The following is a 2,368-nucleotide window of genomic DNA, read 5'->3' on the forward strand; positions in this document are numbered from 1 at the left end:
TCGCAGTCATAGCGGTAATGGTACTCTCCGTCCCACAGCAGACGTCCGCCACGGTCATACTCGCGTCCCTTGCATCCGTCCTCCCGGTACAGGTTGCCCACCTTGTCGGGGGCACGGAAGACGCTCTCGTGCATGGAGTAGTCGCCCCTGACGAGGTTGCACATCGAGTCGTAGTCGAAGATGACCGGCTCCGGTGACAGGTTGCCGCGCATCGACATCAGCCTCGCGCCCACGTCCCAGCGGTAGCTTCTCCAACCCGTGTGGCGGTTGCCCGAACGCACGTGGCGCGAGCGGACAAGCCCCATGTCGTTGTAGTCCGTGGTGATCCTTATCCCTCCTGTTGCGAAACGCTCCACCTCACGCCCGGCGTCGTCCCTGCCTATGGTGCTTTCCCATGGCCGGACGTCCCCTCCGGCATCGCCGTATGCGGACGCTTCATCCGCTTCCGGTTTCCCGACGGTGGCCTTTATCCTTTCGACAAGTCCGAGCCTGTCGTATGACAGCTCCGTGTCGGCTCCCAGTGAGCTTCCCACACGGGTGCGCTCGCCGTATGCGTTGTATTCCGACTCCACCGACATGACCTCCATGAACCTGTCACCTCCGGGAAGCCCCATCGTCTCCCTTGTCACACGCCCCATCGGGTCGCGTTCGAACACCATGCGCGCCTCACCGTTGTCGGCGGTGGCCATCAGCCCGTTCCTGTCGTAGCCGTATTCCTCTTTCGTGCCGTCGTGGTACTCGGCTGCGAGCACGCGTCCCATGGTGTCGTATGTGTAGGCGGTGCTGCGCCCCCCGGGACGATCTATGCGTGTCACACGTCCGCAACCGTCCCTGTGGTATATGCGCTCTATGCCGCCGTAGTCCTTTTCCGACGATATGTTGCCCGCAAGGTCGCGCCTGAAGACATACCCGGCACCGGCCTCGTTGACCACCTCGCGCAGGCGGTCCATCCCGTCGTAGCGGAAGCTCACCCTGTTCCCGCCTTCCTCGCGCCATGTCATGCTCCCCACGGAGTTGTAGCCCATGCGGACATGGCGTCGCGCGTCACGCGCCTCCGTGATGCTGTCGTAGCTGTCGTAGCCGAGGTGTATGACGTTACCGTCACGGGCGTCTATGCGCCGCAGGCGGTCCAGGGCGTCATACACGTAGAACTCCGTGCGGTTGCCGGGAGAGCTTCGCTCGATGAGCCTGCCCCTGGCATCATGCTTCCAGCCGCCGAGCAGCCTTCCGTCCTCGTGCCATGACACGAGGTTCAGCGAGCTGTCGTAGGACAGTTCAGAGCGGCGGTCTCCCTTGCCGACGCCCACGGGCTGGCCGTGGCTGTCGTAGGTGAACTCCGTGACGCCGCCGTCACGGTCTATGAAGCGGCTGACAAGGTGCGGACGCTCCGTGTCGTACAGGCGGACAGTCTTGTTGCCCTCACGGTCCACATGGATGCTCAGCCGTCCCTTGTCGTCGTATATGTACATCTCGCCGCCGCCGTCGGGGTACGTGACACCGGTGAGGTTGCCGTCATTGTCGTAACTGTAGCCCGTGACGCCGCCCTCTGGGTCGATGGTGCGGTAAGGCTCCATGAAGTCCGTGTAGCTGTGGCGCGTCTCGTTGCCGAGCGGGTCAATCTCGGAGGTCACAAGCTGGTCGGGTGTATATCGGTAGGTGGTCGTGCCGCCCGTGGAGTCGGTCACGAGGTTGTAGCCTTCGGACGGGTGGTACTCGATGCGCCCCTCCATCATGCCGTCCGTGCCGTAGGTATGGACGCACCGTCCCTTGCTGTCGTATTCCCAGCGGTAGGTGTCGCCGTTGCGGTCGGTCTTCTCCGTCATCAGGTGGCCGCTATACGACATCTCCGTGGTCTTGTCCATGGCGTCGGTGATGCCCGTCATGTTGCCGGATTCGTCGTAGGTGTACGACACCAGACGCTCTTCTCCCTTGCCGGTGACGAACGACAGGCTCGTGACGCGTCCCTTCGTGTCGGTGGCGGCGTGTACCGTGCGTCCGGCAGGGTCGCTCACTCCGGAGAACCTGCCGTTGCTGAAACGGAGCTGTATGTGAAGCCCGTCGGGGTTTTCTATGCGCGTCATGCGCCACGCGCCGCCGTCCCGCATGTCGAAGCGGTATGTGAGCAGGCTGTCATGGCTGTATGCCTCGTAGCCTTTTTCGGTGCGGCGCAACGTCACGCGTTCCGTGCGCATGTAGAACTCGCCGCCCGGTGCTATCGGCGGGAAAGCGACGGCACGGCCGTCCTCCATGCGGAGCATCGTCACGCCCTCGTCCTCGAAACTTTCCACCGTGCGGTCATAGCAGCAGTGTACGCCATGGCCCAGCCAGCCCTCGTACTCCGAATCGGAGTACCATGCCCGGCTCCATT

Annotated in this window: 1 protein-coding gene; it reads right to left on the reverse strand. The window is 63.3% G+C overall.

Going from position 1 to position 2,368, the window contains the following annotated elements; genetic code table 11:
• Nucleotides 1-2,368 (reverse strand): DUF6531 domain-containing protein (locus HMPREF0106_RS00200; protein WP_009041310.1); only part of this gene is annotated, 2,368 nt, incomplete at both ends.

Source organism: Bacteroides sp. D22 (assembly GCF_000163675.1).
GTDB classification, from domain to species: Bacteria; Bacteroidota; Bacteroidia; order Bacteroidales; family Bacteroidaceae; genus Bacteroides; species Bacteroides xylanisolvens.